The organism is Streptomyces sp. P9-A4, assembly GCF_036634195.1.
In the GTDB taxonomy this organism is placed as follows: domain Bacteria; phylum Actinomycetota; class Actinomycetes; order Streptomycetales; family Streptomycetaceae; genus Streptomyces.
In genome coordinates, this window is record NZ_JAZIFY010000001.1 from 51,052 (window position 1) to 67,538 (window position 16,487).

Genomic DNA, 16,487 nt, shown 5'->3' on the forward strand with positions numbered 1-16,487 from the left:
CCGCGCCCCGCCGCGCCGCCGTCGGTTCAGCGCGTCACCGTCCACTTCTGGTTCGCGGTGCCTCCGCAGGTCCAGATCTGGAGCCGGGTGCCGTTGGCGGAGCTGTTGCCGGTGGCGTCCAGGCACTTGCCGGCCTGCGGGTTGACGATGTCCCCCGCGCTGTTGGCCGTCCAGCGCTGGGCCGCCGTGCCGTTGCACTCGTAGAGCTGGACGGGCGTGCCGTCGGCCGTGCCGCCGGAGGCCGCGTCGAGGCACTTGCCGAGCGCGCGTACGGTTCCGTCCGCCGCGAGGGTCCACTGCTGGGCGCCGGTGCCGTTGCAGTCGTAGAGCTGTACGGGGGTGCCGTTCGCGCTGTTCGCGCCGGCGACGTCGACGCACTTGCCGCCGATCCCGGTGATCGGTCCGGCGGTGGTGGCGCCGTCCGTGGTGGTCACCCGGACGTGGTCGACGACGAGCTGCCGGGGGAAGGCGGTCGAGCCGTCCGGGTCGCCGGGCCAGTAGCCGCCGACGGCGAGGTTGAGGACGAGGAAGAAGGGCTTGTCGAAGGCCCAGGTCCGGCCGCCGAGGTCGGCGGGGGTGCGGGTCTGGTAGACGGTGCCGTCCACGGACCAGCTGATCCTGCCCGGCGACCAGTCCACGGCGAAGGTGTGGAAGGCGTCGGCGAAGGCCTGGCCGCCGGGCAGGGTGTAGGCGGCGCCGATGCCGCCGGAGCCGGAGTAGCCGGGGCCGTGCAGGGTGCCGTGCACGGTGGCGGGTTCGAAGCCGACGTTCTCCATGACGTCGATCTCGCCCGAGGCGGGCCAGCCGACCTGGCCGAGGTCGTCACCGAGCATCCAGAAGGCGGGCCACATGCCCTGGCCGCGCGGCACCTTCATCCGGGCCTCGACGTGCCCGTACCGGGTGGTGAACTTCCCGGCGGTGTTGAGCCGCGCCGAGGTGTACTCGCACCGGCCGTACCAGCACGAGTAGTTGCCCGGGTTCTCCTTGCGGGCGGTGATGACCAGATGGCCCTGGCCGTCGAGCGCGGCGTTGGCGTTGCCGGCCGTGTAGTACTGCCGTTCGTGGTTGCTGACGTTGTCGCCGGTCTCCGTCTGCCAGCGGGCGCCGCTCACGGCGGAGCCGGCGGCGCCGTCGAAGTCGTCGGAGAAGGTCACGGCGGCGGCTTCGGCCACCGGCCGGAGCCCGGCTCCGCCGGCGGTGGTGTCGGTGGGGCCGAGTCCGAGCGCCGCCGCGGCCAGGGCGAGGGCCGCCAGGGCGGTGAACAGCGGGCGTCGGGAGGAGCGGGAGGAGGACATGACTCTCTCTTCCGTCGAGTGTGGGGGGATCACCCTTTGTCGCGTCCATGATTTAAGAAGTGAAGTAAGGGGGAGTCAAGAGGCCTGGCGCGCCCCGCACATGGAGATCCGGCCGGATCGACGACGGGGTCCGCCGTGCGCGCCGCCGCTCCTCCCGGGCGTCCGCGTCGCGTGTCGCGGCCCGTCTCCCCCACCGCCGGACCCGTGGCCCGGTCCGGTGCGCTCCTCGGTACGCCGTACGATTCCCCCGTTGTCACTTACTTCGTCCGAAGGAGATCCCCCATGGCCCAGGTCACGCTGAAGGGCAGCCCGGTACAGGTCAACGGCACCCTGCCGACCCCGGGGAGCCAGGCTCCTGACTTCACGCTCGTCGCCGAGGGCCTGGCGGACAAGTCGCTGAAGGACTTCGCCGGTCAGCGCAAGGTCCTCAACATCTTCCCGAGCGTCGACACGCCGACGTGCGCGTCCTCCGTCCGCGCCTTCAACAAGCAGGCCGGCGACCTGGAGAACACGGTGGTGCTCTGCATCTCCGCCGACCTGCCCTTCGCCCAGGCCCGCTTCTGCGGCGCCGAGGGCCTGGAGAACGTGAAGAACCTCTCGACCCTGCGCGGCCGTGAGTTCCACACCAACTACGGCGTGGAGATCGCGGACGGCCCGCTGGCCGGCCTGACCGCCCGCGCCGTCGTCGTCCTCGACGAGAACGACAAGGTGCTGCACGCGCAGCTCGTGGGCGAGATCGCCGAGGAGCCGAGCTACGAGGACGCGCTCTCGGTCCTGAAGTAGCCGCCGCGCGCCGGACCGCGGCGCCGTCCGGAAGGAGCCCCTCCACCGACCCGGTGGAGGGGCTCCTTTCGTGCGCGGAGGACTCAGGAGCAGGCCGGGCAGAGTCCGCGGTACGTCACGTCGGCCTTCGCCACGGCGAAGCCGAAGCGCTCGGCGGGCGGCAGGACGTCGAGCGGGTCCCCGGTCGGCCGGACGTCGCGGATGAGTCCGCAGTTCGAGCAGACCAGGTGCTGGTGCGGGCGGTGCGCGTTGGGGTCGTACCGCTTGGCCCGTCCGTCCGTGGAGAGCTCCACCACCTCCCCCAGGGCCACCAGTTCGCCCAGGGTGTTGTAGACCGTCGCCCGCGCGATCTCCGGCAGGCGCGCCACGGCGCGCACGTGCACCTCGTCCGCCGTGAGGTGGACGTGCTCGCCGTCGAGGACCTCCGCGACGACACGCCGCTGGGACGTCATCCGCCAGCCACGCGCACGCAGGCGCTCCAGCAGGTCGCTCATTTTCGGCTCACCTCATCCTATGATTGGCGTGGTTCTTGACTTGGACTCTGTCCATCGTAGGATCGCTTCCGGCAATAGCCAAGGCACACCACGGCTCCGGTCGGGCCCACACCCCTCTGGTGCCCGCCCCGGCTGAGCACCACGATCCGCCCCGTCCGGAAGGATTCCCATGTCCGAGAACCACGACGCAATCGTCACCGACTCCGCATCCCAGGAGTCGGGCGGCTGCCCGGTCGCGCACGGCCGTGCCGCGCACCCGACCCAGGGCGGCGGCAACCGCCAGTGGTGGCCGGAGCGGCTCAACCTGAAGATCCTCGCCACCAACCCCGCCGTGGGGAACCCGCTCGGTGCGGACTTCGACTACGCCGAGGCCTTCGGCTCCCTCGACCTCGCGGCCGTGAAGCGGGACATCGCCGAGGTGCTCACCACCTCGCAGGACTGGTGGCCCGCCGACTTCGGCCACTACGGCCCGCTCATGGTCCGCATGGCCTGGCACAGCGCCGGCACCTACCGCATCAGCGACGGCCGCGGTGGCGCCGGTGCCGGCCAGCAGCGCTTCGCGCCGCTCAACAGCTGGCCGGACAACGGCAACCTGGACAAGGCCCGCCGTCTGCTGTGGCCGGTGAAGAAGAAGTACGGCCAGAACATCTCCTGGGCCGACCTCATGATCCTCACCGGCAACGTCGCCCTGGAGACGATGGGCTTCGAGACCTTCGGCTTCGCGGGCGGTCGCGCGGACGTCTGGGAGGCCGACGAGGACGTGTACTGGGGCCCCGAGACCACCTGGCTCGGCGACGAGCGCTACACCGGCGACCGCGAGCTGGAGAACCCGCTCGGCGCCGTGCAGATGGGCCTCATCTACGTCAACCCCGAGGGCCCCAACGGCAACCCGGACCCGATCGCCGCGGCCCGCGACATCCGCGAGACCTTCCGGCGCATGGCCATGAACGACGAGGAGACCGTCGCCCTCATCGCCGGCGGCCACACCTTCGGCAAGGCCCACGGCGCGGGCCCGGCGGACAACGTCGGCGCCGACCCCGAGGCCGCGCCGCTCGAGGCGCAGGGCTTCGGCTGGGCGAACTCGTACGGCAGCGGCAAGGGCGGCGACGCGATCACCAGCGGTCTGGAGGTCACCTGGACGACCACGCCCGCGCAGTGGGGCCACGACTTCTTCAAGCACCTCTTCGAGTACGAGTACGAGCTGACCCAGAGCCCGGCCGGTGCGAACCAGTGGGTGGCGAAGGACGCCGAGGCGATCATCCCCGACGCCCACGACGCGTCGAAGAAGCACCTTCCGACGATGCTCACCACCGACCTGTCGCTGCGCTTCGACCCGGCGTACGAGCAGATCTCGCGGCGCTTCTACGAGAACCCGGCGGAGTTCGCGGACGCCTTCGCCCGCGCCTGGTACAAGCTGACGCACCGTGACATGGGCCCGGTCGTCCGCTACCTCGGCCCGGAGGTCCCCTCCGAGGTCCTGCTGTGGCAGGACCCGCTGCCGGCGCGCGAGGGCGAGCTCGTCGACGCCGCGGACATCGCCTCCCTCAAGGAGCAGATCCTCGGCTCCGGCCTCACCGTCGCGCAGCTGGTCTCCGCGGCCTGGGCCTCGGCCTCGTCCTTCCGCGGCAGCGACAAGCGCGGCGGCGCCAACGGCGGCCGCGTCCGCCTGGAGCCGCAGCGCAACTGGGAGGTCAACAACCCGGACGAGCTGGCGCAGGTCCTGCGGACGCTCGAAGGCGTCAAGGCCTCCTTCGACGCCAAGGGCGCCAAGAAGGTCTCCATCGCCGACCTGGTGGTGCTCGGTGGCGCGGCCGCCGTCGAGAAGGCCGCCAAGGACGGCGGCGTCGATGTCGAGGTGCCGTTCACGCCGGGCCGGGTGGACGCGGCGCAGGACCAGACGGACGTGGAGTCCTTCGCGGCGCTCGAGCCGCAGGCGGACGGCTTCCGCAACTACCTGGGCAAGGGCGTCCGGCTGCCGGCCGAGTACCTGCTCGTCGACCGCGCCAACCTGCTGACCCTGAGCGCGCCCGAGATGACGGTCCTCGTGGGCGGTCTGCGCGTCCTGGGCGCGAACCACCAGCAGTCCGCGCACGGCGTCCTCACCACGAACCCGGGCACCCTGACGAACGACTTCTTCGTCAACCTGCTCGACATGGGTACGGCGTGGACGGCCACGTCCTCGGACGCGAACACCTTCGAGGGCCGCGACAGCGCCACCGGCGAGGTCAAGTGGACCGGCACGCGGGCCGACCTGGTCTTCGGCTCCAACTCCGAGCTGCGCGCGCTCGCCGAGGTCTACGCGAGCGACGACGCGAAGGAGAAGTTCGTGACCGACTTCGTCTCCGCGTGGGACCGGGTCATGGGCCTGGACCGGTTCGACACGGTCTGATCCCCGCCAGATCCACCACCGACCGGCCGGCCGATTCCTTCGGCCGGCCGGTCCGGCATATGGCCTCACCCGAGCGGTCGGGCGTGCCGGAACCGTCTTCTCCGTATCCCGCGGGCCGTGACAGGAACCGACGCCGGGCGTTGGCACTCATGATCCATGAGTACCGGGACCCGGCCGTCACGGCCGGTGGTCCCGCTCCGGCGCACCTCGTCGTGCGCCGTGCCGAACGATCCGGAAGAAGTCGAGGATTCCCGTGCCCCTGTCGTCGCACCGACGCCTGGCCATGAGCGCCACCCTGATCACCGCGCTCGTGGCGGGCGTCGCCCCCGCCACGAGCGCGTTCGCCACTCCCGCCCCCGCCACCGCCACCGCCGCGTCCCGCGCCGCCGCCGAGGCGCCCGTCGTCCCCTCCCCCGACATGGAGGGCGTGACCGCCGCCCTGAACGCGGCCATGGCCAACGGCGCGCCGGGGGCGATGGCCCGGTTCACCGGGCCCGAAGGGGTCCGGAGCCGGACCGCCGGCGTCCAGGACCGTGTCTCGGGTGCGCCGATGGACATCCACTCCCGCTTCCGGATCGGCAGCGTCAGCAAGACCTTCTCCACGGTGGTGCTGCTCCAGCTGGTGCAGGAGGGCAAGCTGGAGCTGGACGCTTCGGTCAACACGTATCTGCCGGGTCTGCTCCCCGACGACCGCATCACGGTCCGTCATCTGCTGACCCACCGCAGCGGCCTGGCCGACTACACGAACGCGATGTTCGAGCACACCGTACCGGGCTTCGAGGCCGTGCGGAACCGGGTGTTCAGCTATCAGGAGCTCGTCGACCTGTCGTTGAGCGAACCCCGGACCACCGAGCCCGGGGTGTCCTACAAGTACTCGAACGCCAACTTCGTCGTGGTCGGCATGCTCATCGAGAAGGCCACGGGTCGGCCGCTGTCCGACGCGTACGAGCGCCGGATCTTCGAGCCGCTGAAGCTGCGCAAGACCTCGTACGTGCACCCCGACACCCGTATCAAGGGCGCGCACGTACGCGGCTACCTGCACCCCGACGAGGACGGCGGAGCACTGGTGGACTCCACGGAGCAGACGGTGTCCTGGGCGCAGTCCGCCGGGGCCGTCATCTCCAGCCCCGCCGATCTGAACACGTTCACGTCCGCCCTGATGCGGGGCCGGCTGCTCTCCCCGGCGATGATGGACGCGATGACGACGGTCACGCCGACGGACACCACCAACACCCGGTTCTACGGGCTCGGTCTGCGCCGTTACGACCTGTCGTGCGGTACGCGGGTGTACGGCCACACCGGTACGGTGCAGGGTTTCTACACGTACACCTTCTCGACCCGTGACGGCAGCCGCAGCCTCTCGGCGATGGCGAACACCTCGAACCACGGAGCCGCGAACACCGCGCTCGGCGGGACGCTGGAGGCGGCGTTCTGCGGGAAGAAGCCCGCGGCGGCGGCCTCCCGCGCCGCCGCCTCGCCCTCGGCCGGTGACGTGACGTCGCTGCCCGCGGAGCGGGATCTTCCCGAGCGGTACTGAGGGGTGCGGGACCCGGGACGTCAGGCCTCGTACTCGGTGAGGTCGATCGAGTAGATCCGCAGCGGCAGGCCGAACTCCGGGTGGGCCGTCTCGCGCTCCTCGGTCATGCCGAGCTTGCCGATGACGTTCTCGGAGCCGTCATTGCTGATGTGGGTGATGGCGACGACCCGGTCCAGACCGCGGTCCTGGAGGGCGAACTCCAGGACCGCGTGGGCGGCCTCGGAGGCGTATCCCTGTCCCCAGAACGGACGGCCCAGGCGCCAGACGATCTCCACGTCCGGCATCACCTCGGGCAGGTACTCCGGCAGGGACAGGCCCGCGAAGCCGATCAGCTCCCCCGAGGCGATGAGCTCGACGGCGAAGATCCCGAAGCCCTCCTCGTCCCACTCCTCCTCGTAGCTCTCGATGTCCTCGGCGGTCCCGTCCAGGTCGCGGACCGAGCCGTCCCCGATCCAGCGCATGACCTCGCGGTCGGCGTTGATCTCGGACAGCGGGACGAGGTCGTCGTCGCTCCAGCTCCGGAGGATGAGACGGGGGGTACGAATTTCGGTCATGCCCCCATCCTGACGCACCCGCCGGGCCCCTCACGCCACCGGCCGGCCTTCGCCGGTGGTCAGGCCGGTATCGGTGCCACGACATGCTCGGTGACCGAGCAGACCCAGACCGCTCCGGCGGGGGTCCGCGTGGCGTGCGGGCCGGTGCGATGGTCGGGGCAGAGCGGCCAGACCAGCCGGTCGCGGTCCGCGAGGAGGCACTGCACGCCCTCCGCCGCGTCGACGGCGATGTCGGCCGGCGCGACACCCCGGACCGGCTCGTGGCCGACGGACACCTCCCCGACCGGTTCGCCGTACTCGTGGTCGTCGCCCGGCCACGCGTGGACGACCGGGACATCGAGTGTTCGGCCGGTGTCCCGCCGCACCTGTGCCAGCAGCCCCGTGACGGTCCGCTCCGCGTGGATCCGACGGTGTTCGTCCAGGAGCGGGACGAAGTACGGCGCCGGGACCGCGCCGTTGCCGGTGAAGACCTCCTGGAAGAACGCGAGGGCCTCCGGCGAGCCGAAGTGCACGTCGAGGTCGGTGTGGAGCGCTCCGGAGAGGCCCCGCAGCCAGGCACGGAACGCCGGATCGTCCGGGGGTACCGGCGGCGGGCCGCTGCCGGCGTCGAGCAGGGGACGGCTGTCGGGCGGGGGCATCGCGGCTCCGTTCAGCATCGGGGTGGTGGAGGGTCCCGGTCGCACCGGCGGGTGCCGCCTCTACACGGACGCGGGCTCGGGCTCGGGAGCCCGGACGAGGTCGGTCGGGTCGGTGTTGGCTCCGCAGAGGACGACGCAGATCCGCTCTCCCGGGGCCGGGCGGTAGCCGGGGGCCGTCGGGTCGCCGTGGTCCGGTGCGGTGAGGGCGGCCAGGGCGGTGGCGGCGGCGTGTTCGACGGCGAGGCGGCGGTCGGTCCAGAGGGCGCGGCGGGCGCGCAGGATCTCGGCGTCGGTGACGAGCAGGGTGCGGACGTCGTCCTGCCGGGCGGCCACCAACGAGGCGGCGGAGACACGGCGGGCGCCGAGCGAGTCGGCGGCCACGGAGTCCACGGTGACGTCGACGGGGTGCCCGGCTTCGATGGCGGCGTCGAGGGCCCGGCAGTTCTCGGGCTCGACGGCGACGGTCCGGATGCCGTGGTGCCGGGCGGCGGTGGCGACGCCGGTGAAGAGTCCGCCGCCGCCGACCGAGACGACGACGGTGTCGAGGTCCGGGATCCGCTCGTGGATCTCGTCGAGCAGGGTGCCCGCCCCGGCGGCGATCAGGGGGTGGTCGTAGGCGTGGGAGGCGAGCGCGCCGGTGTCGGCCGCGAAGGCCTCGCAGGCGGCGAGCGCCTCGGCGTACTCCGACCCGACGAGCCGTACGTCCGCGCCGTAGCCGACGAGCTTCTCGACCTTGACCCTGGGGGCGGTGGTCGGCAGGAAGACGGTGGCGGGGACGCCGTGCCGCAGGGCGGCCCAGGCGCAGGCGAGGCCCGCGTTGCCGCCGGAGGCGATGGTGACGCCGGCCTCGGGGAGGGTGCCTTCCTCGCGGTGGGCGAGGAGGAAGTTCTGCGCGCCGCGGGCCTTGAAGGAACCGGTGTGCTGCATGAGTTCCAGGGCGAAATGGAGTGCGTACGGCCGCGCACCGGGGTCGGCGGGGGTGACCGTCACGGGCCGGACGTGGCCGCGGATGCGGTCGGTGGCGGTCTTGACGTCGGCGTACGCGAGGCTGTGCACGGGGTCTCCAGGAGGCGGGAGGGTGAGCGGGGAGAGTGGTGGCGGGGGGGGTGTGCTCAGTTCCCTCGGGCCGGGGCCTCGGCGAGGGCGCGGCCCAGCGCCCTGGCGAAGTCCTCGGGGTTGTCCAGCATCAGGTTGTGTCCCGCGCGGGGGATCTCGACCACCGGGATCCCGAGCGCGGCCGCCTTCTCCGCGTCGGCGTCCGGCAGGCTCAGCTCCCCCACCAGGTAGGTGCGGGGAGCGGTGAGCGCGCCGAGGAGGTCGCCGGGCGCGGGTGTGCTCCCCTCGACGAGGGCGACCGCGCTGCGGTGGACGGCCAGCGGGTCGGCGAGGCGGAGCCTGGCCGCGTAGTCGGGCCGGTCGGTGGTGTCCACCATCCGGGCGAAGCCCTGCGTCACGAAGGCGGCCTCGTCCTGGGCGGCGACCGGTGTGCTGAACGCGCCTCCCCCGGCGTGGAGGTTGGGCTCGGCCACCACGAGCCGCGCCACCAGGTCGGGGCGGGACGCCGCGAGGTGGATGGCCACGGCGCCGCCCATGGAGTGCCCGACGAGGTCGACGGCCGTGACGCCGAGGTGGTCCAGGAGGCCGGCGACCGCTGCCGCCTGGGACTCCATGCGGTAGTCGAAGTCGGCGGGCCGGTCGCTCAGTCCGTGGCCGAGCAGGTCCACGAGCAGGGCCCGTCCGCCGCCGAGGGCGGGGTGGGCCGCGATGTGGGCGAAGTCCGACGCCGCCGTGCACCCGAGTCCGTGGACGAAGACCCGCACGGGTCCCTCCCCGGGCAGCTCGATCCACCGGATGTACGCCTTCGCGTCTGTCAGGAACAACTCCCGCATGTCGCCCGTTCTCCCCTTTGTCGCGCCACTTTCCTGCCGTCATGAGTCACTGTACGAGGCGGTACTGACAGCGGTGCCGGAGACGAGGAGAAAGGACTCCCATGCCCCTCCAAGGCGAGTACGAGCCCAGCCCGACGAAGTGGGTCCGTGACCAGGTCGAGCTGTACGAGTCGTCCGGCGGCACGGAAGGGACGACGATGCGCGGCATGCCGGTCGTCCTGGTGACCAACGTCGGCGTGCGGAGCGGCAAACTCCGCAAGACCCCGCTCATGCGGGTCGAGCACGAGGGGGCGTACGCGCTCGTCGCGTCGAACGGCGGGGCGGTGGAACACCCCGTCTGGTTCCACAACCTCGTCGCCTCGCCGCGGGTCGAGGTGCGTGACGGCCCGCGGGTCTGGGACATGAAGACCCGTGTGGTCTCGGGCGAGGAGCGGGCGGAGTGGTGGGAGCGGGCCGTGGCGGCCTTCCCCGATTACGCGGACTACCAGGTCAGGACCGACCGGGAGATCCCGGTGTTCGTCGCGGAGCGGGTCGACTAGGGCCTGTCTTTGGGATCAGGCCGGATCAGGGAGCGGGGTCTGGTGCGTGTGATCGCAAGGCGGAGGAGGGAGTCGACGCGGAGCGTTGGCGACCGACGACAACGTGGCGAGTGTGCGTGCCAGGCGTCGTGGGGCAGGCGGGAGAGGTGAGCGGGCGCGGTCGGGTGCGTACGGCGGGCGCCCGTCCCGGTGCGTACGTCGGCCGGTGCCTGCCCTTCGTCGCCGGTGCCTTCGCGTCGCCGCCGGTCAGGCCGGGGAGAGGACCGTCAGGAGGTGGGCGACCTCGCGGGCGACGGCGGCGCGGGCCGGGGTGAGGTAGTGGCGGGGGTCGACCGCGTCCGGGTGTTCGGTGAGGTGGGCGCGGACGGCCCGGGTGAAGGCCTTGTTGAGGTGGGTGGAGACGTTCACCTTGGTCATGCCGGCCGCGACGGCGGCGGTGAGGTCCGCGTCCGAGACGCCCGAGGAGCCGTGCAGGACGAGCGGGGTGTCGACCGCCGCGCGCAGACGGGCGATCAGGTCGAAGTCGAGGACCGCGTCGCGGGTCAGCATCTGGTGGGAGCTGCCGACGGCGACCGCGAGGGCGTCGACGCCGGTGGCCTCGACGAAGGCGCGGGCCTCGTCGGGGTCCGTCCGTACGCCCGGGGTGTGGGCGCCGCCCTTGCCGCCGACCTCGCCGAGTTCGGCCTCGACCCAGACGCCGTGCTGGTGGCAGTGCTCCACGACCTCGCGGGTGGCGGCCACGTTCTCGGTGTACGGGAGCTTCGAGGCGTCGAACATGACCGAGCCGAGGCCGAGGCCGACGGCCTCGCGGACGAGGCCGGGGTTCTCGGCGTGGTCGAGGTGGACGGCGACCGGGGTCTTGGCGGCGCGGGCGAGGGCGAGGGAGGCGAGGGCGACCGGTTCGAGGGCTCCGTGGTAGCGGACGGTGTTCTCGCTGATCTGGAGGACCACGGGTCGGTCGGCGGTCTCGGCGCCGGCCACGATGGCCTGGGCGTGTTCGAGCTGGAGGACGTTGAACGCCCCCACGCCGGTGCCCGCCGCTCGGGCTCGGCGGACGATCTCATCGGTCGGCGTCAACGGCATGGTGTTTCTCCGGGGTGTGAGCGGGTGCGGGCGGTGACGGTCAGGCGGGGGCGTCGGTGAGGACGACCGAGCGGGTCAGGTTCCGGGGGGTGTCCGGGTTCAGGCCCTGGGCCTCCGCGACGGCCACCGCGAGCCGCTGGGCCCTGATCAGGTCCGCGAGCGGGTCGAGGTCGCTCTCGGAGAGCGTGCCGCCGACCTTGCGCACGTCGTCCGCGAGCCCGGCAGGCAGGGTGCCGAAGCCCCAGGTGACGCGGCCGGGGCCGGTGATGCTGATGGGGCCGTGGCGGTACTCCATCGCGGGGTAGGCCTCGGTCCAGGCGCCGGCCGCCTCGCGCATCTTCAGCCCGGCCTCCAGGGCGAGTCCGTAGGTCCAGCCGGTGCCGAGAAAGGTGAACTGCTCCGCCGTGCGGATGCTCTCGTCGAGCGGGGAGGCGAGAGCCAGTTCGGCGTCGCGCGCGGCGTCCTCCACGGTGGCGACGCCCTCGGGCAGGGCGTCCTCGGACTCCAGGTGCGCGCGGAACAGGGCGAGCACCGTGGTCGCGAAGCGGGTCTGGACCACCGACTCCTCGTCCGCGAAGTCCAGGACGGCGACCTCGTCGGCGAGGTCCATCACCGGGGTGGTGGGGTCGGCGGTGACGGCGCCCGTGGGGACGGTGCCGCGCAGCCGGGACAGGACGGCGAGGACCTCGCTGGTGGTTCCGGAGCGGGTGATGGCCACGACCCGGTCGTAGTGGCGGCCGTAGGGGAACTCCGAGGCGGCGAAGGCGTCGGTCTCGCCGTGACCGCCGGACTCGCGCAGCTCCGCGTAGGCCAGCGCCATGAACCAGGAGGTGCCGCAGCCGATGACCGCCACGCGCTCGCCTCGCCGGGGCAGGGCGGCGGTGTGCTGGGGCAGGGTGCGGGCCGCCTGGCGCCAGGTCGTCGGCTGGGAAGCGATCTCCACGGCGGTACGGGTGGTGCTCATGGCCGGTCTCCTTGCAAGGTGAGTGCGATGCAATGACTGAAGTTGTTCGAAGCTGGGCTCATTCAAGCAGAAACATGCATCCTCTTTCCAGATCCCGCACGCGTCGGCGGATAGAATCGGACGCGCGCACGAGCCCGAGGGAGGGACCCATGCCCAAGCACGAGCGGTGGAACACGCTCCTTGAACTCCTCGCAGCCTCGGGGAAGCTGGAGGTCGAGGAGGCGGCGTCCACGCTGGATGTCTCCGCCGCCACGATCCGCCGGGACCTCGACGAGCTGGCCGAGCAGCAGCTGCTGGTACGGACCCGGGGCGGCGCGGTCGCGCACGGCGTCTCGTACGAGCTGCCCCTGCGGTACAAGTCGACCCGGCACGCCCCGCAGAAGCGCCGGATCGCGGAGGCGGCGGCCGACCTGGTCGCGCCGGGCGAGGTCGTCGGCCTCAACGGCGGGACGACCACGACCGAGGTGGCCCGCGCGCTCGCGCTGCGGTTCGCGAGCGGTCGCCCGGAGGGCCCGGGGAGCACCGCGCCCGCCGGGCCCGCCCTGACCGTGGTCACCAACGCGCTCAACATCGCGGGCGAGCTGGCGGTGCGCCCGCAGATCAAGATCGTGACAACCGGCGGGGTGGCCCGCCCCCAGACGTACGAGCTGGTGGGGCCGCTGACGGTCGGCGTGCTGAACGAGGTCGTCCTCGATGTGGTGGTCCTGGGGGTCGACGGGGTCGACCCGCACCTGGGCGTGATGGCCCATCAGGAGGACGAGGCGAGCATCAGCCGGCTCTTCGCGGAGCGCGCGAGCCGGGTCGTCGTGGTGACCGACTCCTCCAAGCTGGGCCGCCGGGCGTTCGCCCGCATCTGCGGTCTGGACCGGATCGACCTGCTCGTCACCGACACCGGCATCAGCCCGGAAGCGGCCGCACAGCTGACCGAGGCCGGCGTGGAGGTCCTCACCGTCTGACGCACCCGATGCCATTGGTATGAATTCGGACCAATTCCCGTCCCGGTGCTACTTGGTCCTGGTGTGTTAATCCAGTAATTACCTCGCGGGCGTATACCTTTAAGCCGCCCTCCCTCATGATGTCCCCGACGTGCCGCAGGGGCACAGCGTGACAGGAGGGGCGGGGCATGCTTCCCATCAGCCGCAGAGGGTTCGTCGGGATCGGCGCGGGGCTCGTGGCGGGGGCGGCCCTGCCGCCCGTACGGGCCTCCGCCGCCGCGACGACGGCCACCGGCACCCTCACCGACGTCAAGCACGTGGTGATCCTCATGCAGGAGAACCGCAGCTTCGACCACTACTTCGGCACCCTGCGCGGCGTGCGCGGCTTCGCCGACCGCGCCGCGGGCAACCTGCCCGGCGGCTGGGGCATGTTCAACCAGCCCAACTGGGGCGGCCGCCAGTACCCCTGGAAGCTCAGCGACACCCCGCCCGCCGGCGGCGTCGACGGCGAGACCCTCGCCCAGTGCAACGGCGACCTGCCGCACAGCTGGAACTCGCAGCACGCCGCCTGGAACAAGGGGCGCATGGACAATTGGGTCACCGGTGTGGGCAACACCCGCTCGCTCGGCCACCTCGGCCGTACGGACATCCCCTTCCACCACGCCCTCGCGGACAACTACACGATCTGCGACGCGTACTTCTGCTCCACGCTGAGCGCCACCGGCCCCAACCGCACCTTCCTGTGGAGCGGGAAGGTCGACGGCTCCAGCAAGGACGGCGGCGACGAGTCGGGCCTCACCTGGGAGACGTACGCCGAGGCGCTCCAGCGGGCCGGGGTGAGCTGGAAGCTCTACCAGAACGCGCAGGACAACTACGGCGACAACGGTCTCGCGTATTTCAAGAAGTTCACCGACGCGCGCCCCGGCGACCCGCTCTACGACCGCGGCATGGGCTCGGTCCCCAAGGTGACCGGATCGACCCCGGACGACATCGCGGCGGCGATCCGCGCCGATGTCGTCGCGGGGACGCTGCCGCAGGTGTCGTGGGTGGTGGCGAGCGAGGCGTTCTCGGAGCACCCGTACGCCCCGCCCGGGGACGGCGCGCACTTCGTCGACCTGGTCTACCGCGCGCTCGCGGCCGACGCCGAGGTCTTCGACTCGACCGCGCTCTTCCTCAACTACGACGAGAACGACGGCTTCTTCGACCATGTGCCGCCGCCGGTCGCTCCGCCCGGCACGCCGGACGAGTACCTCGACGGCGTCCCGATCGGCCTCGGCTTCCGCGTCCCCATGATTGTCATGTCCCCGTGGACCCGGGGTGGCTGGGTGAGCTCCGAGGTCTTCGACCACACCTCCGTGCTCCGCTTCATGGAGAGCTGGACGGCGGCCCTCGGCACCCCCGCCACCTGCCCCAACATCAGCGCCTGGCGGCGGAAGGTGACGGGCGATCTGACCGGCGTGTTCGACTTCGCCCACCCGGTGTACGGGGTGCCGGCCGGCCTTCCGGCCACGGCGAAGGTCATCGGCCAGTCCACCTGCGGCCCGCTGCCCAACCCGGCCCCGCAGAACAACGCCCTGCCCGCGCAGGAGTCCGGCACCCGGCCGGCCCGCGCCCTGCCCTACCAGGTGAACGGCAACCTCGACCGCTTCGAGTTCGGCGCCGCCGGAAAGATCCTGGCCTGGTTCTCGATGACCAACCAGGGCACCGAGGCCAAGCGGGCGGCGCACTTCTCGATCCACCCCCACCAGTACCGCGACACGGCCGCCTGGCAGTACACGGTCGACGCCGGCGCCACCGCGTCCGACTACTTCAACATCGGCCTCGGGTCGGGTTCCGGCAAGTACGACATCTCGATGATGGGCCCCAACCGCTTCCTGCGCCGCTTCATCGGCGACGCGTCCAAGGCGGGCAAGGCCATCGAGGTGGCGGCCCGGTTCGCGACCGAACCGGGCACGGGCAGGACGGCCCTCTACTTCAAGCTGAGCAACACCTCGGCCGGGCCGGTGACCTTCACCGTCCGCTCGAACGCCTACCGTACGGACGGCCCGTGGACGTACACCGTCCCGGCGAACTCCACCCGCGAGGACTTCTTCAACGCGGTGGCGTACACCAACGGCTGGTACGACTTCACGGTCCTCGCCGACATCGACGGGACCTGGTCGCGCCGGTACACCGGCCACATCGAGACCGGGGCGCCGAGCATCAGCGGGTGAGTCCGGGGCCGCGTCAGCGGCCCGCGAGCGCGGCGCGGTGGATCGTGGCATCGAGCAGGGCCACCGCGTCGGCCGCCGTACGGCCGGGGGCCCGGTTCCACGGCCCGATCAGCTCGTGCCAGCCGCGCGAGCGCAGCTCGGTCATGATCCAGGCGGCGGCCTCGTTCATCGTCGTCGCACCGCCGTAGCCGAGGCGGTGGGCGGCCAGCAGGGCGCCGCAGACGCACCGGGCTCCCCGGGCGTCGCGCAGCTTGTAGGGGGCGTTCTGCCAGCCCCACTCCGTCAGCACCAGGCGCGCGTAGCCGAGGTGGACGGAGGGGCGCAGCTCGGGCTGTCCGATGCGGCGCCAGGAGTGCAGCCGGTCGGGCAGGACCGCCCCGAGCCGGCCGGGGAGGCGGCGCTCGACGGGCAGGGGCGGGGGGAGCGCGTCGAGCGCGTCGGCGACGAGGCGGTCCACCGGGACGGTGAGCAGCCGTCTCCATCGCTCCACGTCCGGCGCCGGTACGGCCGTGGGCGCGGGGGCGGGGGCGGCCGTGGGCGCGGGGGTCCAGTCCGTGACGATCCGCTGCCAGGTCGCGCTCTCGTAGAGCGCGACGGCCTCGCGGTCGAGGGTGTCCGGGCTGAGCAGGGGGGTGGAGGGCGACATCCGGGCGGCTCCTCGGTCGGGGTCGCTCCCATCTTTCAGGAAGAATGTCTGGTTTGCGACTTTTACCCCGCCCTGTACGCACCTCCAGTAGGTCTTTACGGCACGATTCCCCATTAACCGAATTACCTCACATATTCGGACATTGAACACCTGGTGACGCGACTCACTTTTCCGGACACGCCCCTCCGGCCGTCGCCCGCCGAGGCCGTGCCGGACAAGGGAGTTCCACGGCGACGAGTTCCCGTCGATCTTGAATTACGTGAATTCCGTGATCCTTCACGGAGGCCATCGCTCCGGCCCTCTTGTTCTCCATCGCATTACTGGCCTACGGTCACCTCCATTCGAGCGGATCGCCGAATCCTGCCACCGCTCGAAATACCTCCCTTTTCACCCGACGGCAGGAGCGGGGGACCCACGAATACGCCGACCCGGATTCCGGGACGGCTCGGGGTGCAGCCGCGTGCGCGCGGCCGGACATCTCCCGTCCGAACCCGACAGCTCACCCCGCAGGCGCCGGAGAGGACACCG

The 16,487-nt window shown here is 71.9% G+C and carries 15 protein-coding genes and 1 riboswitch; of the genes, 6 read left to right on the forward strand and 9 right to left on the reverse strand.

Features of this window, described 5'->3' with window-relative positions; genetic code table 11:
• Positions 1 to 26: 26 nt before the first annotated feature.
• Positions 27 to 1,295 (reverse strand): ricin-type beta-trefoil lectin domain protein, encoded by a 1,269-nt coding sequence (locus V4Y03_RS00220; RefSeq protein ID WP_332433452.1) that lies wholly within the window; start codon positions 1,293 to 1,295, stop codon positions 27 to 29.
• 282 nt (positions 1,296 to 1,577) lie between these two features.
• On the opposite strand from V4Y03_RS00220, the gene tpx reads away from it, so the two are divergent.
• Positions 1,578 to 2,078 carry a thiol peroxidase gene (tpx, locus tag V4Y03_RS00225; protein ID WP_317873441.1) on the forward strand — a complete coding sequence of 167 codons (501 nt, stop codon included), beginning with the start codon at positions 1,578 to 1,580 and terminating at the stop codon, positions 2,076 to 2,078.
• Positions 2,079 to 2,161: 83 nt separating this feature from the next.
• On the opposite strand, the gene V4Y03_RS00230 is transcribed toward tpx, so the two are convergent.
• Positions 2,162 to 2,572, reverse strand: coding sequence for a Fur family transcriptional regulator (locus V4Y03_RS00230; protein ID WP_056568334.1), 411 nt, complete (start codon positions 2,570 to 2,572; stop codon positions 2,162 to 2,164).
• Positions 2,573 to 2,741: 169 nt separating this feature from the next.
• Between V4Y03_RS00230 and katG the strand changes: the two genes are divergently transcribed.
• Together katG and V4Y03_RS00240 are read left to right on the forward strand one after the other, a co-directional pair.
• Positions 2,742 to 4,961 carry a catalase/peroxidase HPI gene (gene katG, locus V4Y03_RS00235; protein ID WP_317873440.1) on the forward strand — a complete coding sequence of 740 codons (2,220 nt, stop codon included), beginning with the start codon at positions 2,742 to 2,744 and terminating at the stop codon, positions 4,959 to 4,961.
• 283 nt (positions 4,962 to 5,244) lie between these two features.
• Positions 5,245 to 6,498, forward strand: coding sequence for a serine hydrolase domain-containing protein (locus V4Y03_RS00240; RefSeq protein ID WP_332433453.1), 1,254 nt, complete (start codon positions 5,245 to 5,247; stop codon positions 6,496 to 6,498).
• A 20-nt stretch (positions 6,499 to 6,518) separates the two neighbouring features.
• Here V4Y03_RS00240 and V4Y03_RS00245 read toward each other — a convergent pair whose 3' ends face one another.
• Genes V4Y03_RS00245 through V4Y03_RS00260 form a run of 4 tightly spaced genes read right to left on the reverse strand, consistent with a single transcriptional unit; the run spans position 6,519 to position 9,579 of the window.
• The gene (locus tag V4Y03_RS00245; protein WP_332433454.1) at positions 6,519 to 7,052 is read right to left on the reverse strand and encodes a GNAT family N-acetyltransferase; all 534 of its coding nucleotides are present in this window, start codon (positions 7,050 to 7,052) and stop codon (positions 6,519 to 6,521) included.
• Between the two features lie 59 nt (positions 7,053 to 7,111).
• A complete protein-coding gene (locus V4Y03_RS00250) occupies positions 7,112 to 7,690 on the reverse strand; it encodes a hypothetical protein (protein WP_332433455.1) in 579 nt (192 codons plus the stop codon).
• Positions 7,691 to 7,750: 60 nt separating this feature from the next.
• Positions 7,751 to 8,746 (reverse strand): serine/threonine dehydratase, encoded by a 996-nt coding sequence (locus V4Y03_RS00255; protein ID WP_332433456.1) that lies wholly within the window; start codon positions 8,744 to 8,746, stop codon positions 7,751 to 7,753.
• Between the two features lie 56 nt (positions 8,747 to 8,802).
• On the reverse strand, positions 8,803 to 9,579 hold the full coding sequence (locus tag V4Y03_RS00260; RefSeq protein ID WP_332433457.1) for an alpha/beta fold hydrolase: 777 nt from the start codon (positions 9,577 to 9,579) through the stop codon (positions 8,803 to 8,805).
• 101 nt (positions 9,580 to 9,680) lie between these two features.
• Here V4Y03_RS00260 and V4Y03_RS00265 point away from each other — a divergent pair, with 101 nt between their 5' ends.
• Positions 9,681 to 10,118: a nitroreductase family deazaflavin-dependent oxidoreductase gene (locus V4Y03_RS00265; RefSeq protein ID WP_332433458.1), complete on the forward strand. Its 438-nt coding sequence runs from the start codon at positions 9,681 to 9,683 to the stop codon at positions 10,116 to 10,118.
• 246 nt (positions 10,119 to 10,364) lie between these two features.
• Here the strand turns inward: V4Y03_RS00265 and V4Y03_RS00270 are convergent, their stop codons facing one another.
• Positions 10,365 to 11,201, reverse strand: coding sequence for a class II fructose-bisphosphate aldolase (locus V4Y03_RS00270; RefSeq protein ID WP_332433459.1), 837 nt, complete (start codon positions 11,199 to 11,201; stop codon positions 10,365 to 10,367).
• A gap of 40 nt (positions 11,202 to 11,241) precedes the next feature.
• Positions 11,242 to 12,165, reverse strand: coding sequence for an SIS domain-containing protein (locus V4Y03_RS00275; protein WP_317873432.1), 924 nt, complete (start codon positions 12,163 to 12,165; stop codon positions 11,242 to 11,244).
• 149 nt (positions 12,166 to 12,314) lie between these two features.
• Here V4Y03_RS00275 and V4Y03_RS00280 point away from each other — a divergent pair, with 149 nt between their 5' ends.
• Both V4Y03_RS00280 and V4Y03_RS00285 read left to right on the forward strand, forming a co-directional pair.
• On the forward strand, positions 12,315 to 13,121 hold the full coding sequence (locus tag V4Y03_RS00280; RefSeq protein WP_332433460.1) for a DeoR/GlpR family DNA-binding transcription regulator: 807 nt from the start codon (positions 12,315 to 12,317) through the stop codon (positions 13,119 to 13,121).
• 167 nt (positions 13,122 to 13,288) lie between these two features.
• Entirely contained in the window at positions 13,289 to 15,313 is a 2,025-nt protein-coding gene (locus V4Y03_RS00285; protein ID WP_332433461.1) for a phosphocholine-specific phospholipase C, read from the forward strand.
• 13 nt (positions 15,314 to 15,326) lie between these two features.
• Here V4Y03_RS00285 and V4Y03_RS00290 read toward each other — a convergent pair whose 3' ends face one another.
• Complete coding sequence (locus tag V4Y03_RS00290; protein WP_332433462.1) at positions 15,327 to 15,959, reverse strand: DUF6197 family protein; 633 nt, start codon at positions 15,957 to 15,959, stop codon at positions 15,327 to 15,329.
• 351 nt (positions 15,960 to 16,310) lie between these two features.
• A riboswitch (cyclic di-AMP (ydaO/yuaA leader) is annotated at positions 16,311 to 16,480 on the forward strand.
• The last annotated feature ends 7 nt before the right edge of the window (positions 16,481 to 16,487 follow it).

What these genes read in the sequence shown, in the direction of transcription:
- V4Y03_RS00220 (WP_332433452.1), bottom strand. Translation starts at nt 1,295, where the DNA reads ATGTCCTCCTCCCGCTCCTCCCGACGCCCGCTGTTCACCGCCCTGGCG.
- tpx (WP_317873441.1), top strand. Translation starts at nt 1,578, where the DNA reads ATGGCCCAGGTCACGCTGAAGGGCAGCCCGGTACAGGTCAACGGCACC.
- V4Y03_RS00230 (WP_056568334.1), bottom strand. Translation starts at nt 2,572, where the DNA reads ATGAGCGACCTGCTGGAGCGCCTGCGTGCGCGTGGCTGGCGGATGACG.
- katG (WP_317873440.1), top strand. Translation starts at nt 2,742, where the DNA reads ATGTCCGAGAACCACGACGCAATCGTCACCGACTCCGCATCCCAGGAG.
- V4Y03_RS00240 (WP_332433453.1), top strand. Translation starts at nt 5,245, where the DNA reads ATGAGCGCCACCCTGATCACCGCGCTCGTGGCGGGCGTCGCCCCCGCC.
- V4Y03_RS00245 (WP_332433454.1), bottom strand. Translation starts at nt 7,052, where the DNA reads ATGACCGAAATTCGTACCCCCCGTCTCATCCTCCGGAGCTGGAGCGAC.
- V4Y03_RS00250 (WP_332433455.1), bottom strand. Translation starts at nt 7,690, where the DNA reads ATGCCCCCGCCCGACAGCCGTCCCCTGCTCGACGCCGGCAGCGGCCCG.
- V4Y03_RS00260 (WP_332433457.1), bottom strand. Translation starts at nt 9,579, where the DNA reads ATGCGGGAGTTGTTCCTGACAGACGCGAAGGCGTACATCCGGTGGATC.
- V4Y03_RS00265 (WP_332433458.1), top strand. Translation starts at nt 9,681, where the DNA reads ATGCCCCTCCAAGGCGAGTACGAGCCCAGCCCGACGAAGTGGGTCCGT.
- V4Y03_RS00270 (WP_332433459.1), bottom strand. Translation starts at nt 11,201, where the DNA reads ATGCCGTTGACGCCGACCGATGAGATCGTCCGCCGAGCCCGAGCGGCG.
- V4Y03_RS00275 (WP_317873432.1), bottom strand. Translation starts at nt 12,165, where the DNA reads ATGAGCACCACCCGTACCGCCGTGGAGATCGCTTCCCAGCCGACGACC.
- V4Y03_RS00280 (WP_332433460.1), top strand. Translation starts at nt 12,315, where the DNA reads ATGCCCAAGCACGAGCGGTGGAACACGCTCCTTGAACTCCTCGCAGCC.
- V4Y03_RS00285 (WP_332433461.1), top strand. Translation starts at nt 13,289, where the DNA reads ATGCTTCCCATCAGCCGCAGAGGGTTCGTCGGGATCGGCGCGGGGCTC.
- V4Y03_RS00290 (WP_332433462.1), bottom strand. Translation starts at nt 15,959, where the DNA reads ATGTCGCCCTCCACCCCCCTGCTCAGCCCGGACACCCTCGACCGCGAG.